This window comes from Limisphaera ngatamarikiensis (assembly GCF_011044775.1).
GTDB classification, from domain to species: domain Bacteria; phylum Verrucomicrobiota; class Verrucomicrobiia; order Limisphaerales; family Limisphaeraceae; genus Limisphaera; species Limisphaera ngatamarikiensis.
Genome location: NZ_JAAKYA010000067.1, coordinates 1 through 1,050, shown reverse-complemented (window position 1 = coordinate 1,050; position 1,050 = coordinate 1). Strand labels below are relative to the sequence as shown.

Annotated in this window: 1 pseudogene; it reads left to right on the top strand. The window is 69.8% G+C overall.

The annotated features are described in order from the left end of the window. Positions 1 to 339 precede the first annotated feature (339 nt). Positions 340 to 1,050, top strand: a pseudogene (locus G4L39_RS14670) (hypothetical protein); the annotation flags it as partial.

Below are 1,050 nucleotides of genomic sequence, written 5' to 3'. Positions count from 1 at the left end.
GTGCCACGCCAAGCTTTGAGGGGGCGACTGGGCTGGGGCGGGTGGGCAGCCCGGGAACGATGGAGCCGCGGCGGCAGCAGGGCTGCATGAAGGGTTGGCCGGGCCCGGGGCCTCCTGCTGGCAGCGGAAGGCACCCATAGTGGTGGGTTGCCGCCCTGACCGGCTTTCTCGACCGCCAGCGCCGGTTTTTGACGGATGTGTTTTGCCTCCGAAAGGCGGGCCGGCGTCGGGGAGGAGGCCCCACCGGCCGGACGGCGACCGACACGCGGCAATCAACGGCCGCGGCGGATTCTGGAACGCACCGTGCGGCCCCGCCCCTTGAACCTCACGCACAGGAGCATGCACACGAGGGCCCGGACGACGGATGTCACCCTCTCGATGGTGCATTGCGCCCGGAGGGTGCAGGCGATCCAGCTCCACGGGATCCGCCCCTTCAAGGTCAGGCGTGCCCTCCATCTTCTGGAGAAGGTGCGGGACGTTGTGGGGCTGGGTTTGGATCCGCCAGGCCGGGCCTTGGGGCCCTGCGCCGCGGAGAAGAGCCAAATTCAGACGCCGAATCCGGCGCGCCCCGGCCTGCCGGTAAAACCGGCCTGTTGTGCAGCGATGACACACGACACGCTGGGCCGCCGAACCCTGACGCTGTTTGCGACGGGTGACCGGGTGGAGGCCCGGCTCCTTGGGATCTGCATGCCCCCACACCGCCAGCAGGATGGGATCGGATTTCGGGAGCTGGCCGAGCGGCTGACACCGGTGGATGTTGCGCTGCACCGGATCGTGAGCTACTCCGCCGCACGCAAACGTCGCTGGATGAATCAGCGGCTCGGGCGCCATGCCCGCTTCCCCGCGCAGGTTCTGCCCGCCGGCCGTTCGCGGCTGCACCCCATTGGATGGCGGCTCGGCGGTCTGACAGACGGGCGCCTGCGGGGGGCGGTACGGCACCTGGTTCGGGGAGGTATCGGGCCGGCCGCAGGGTCCGTTGCACCACACCACCAGAACCCGGCAACCTTCCGCCAGACTGCCCATACCAGGGGAACCTCCCCCTCGATGCGG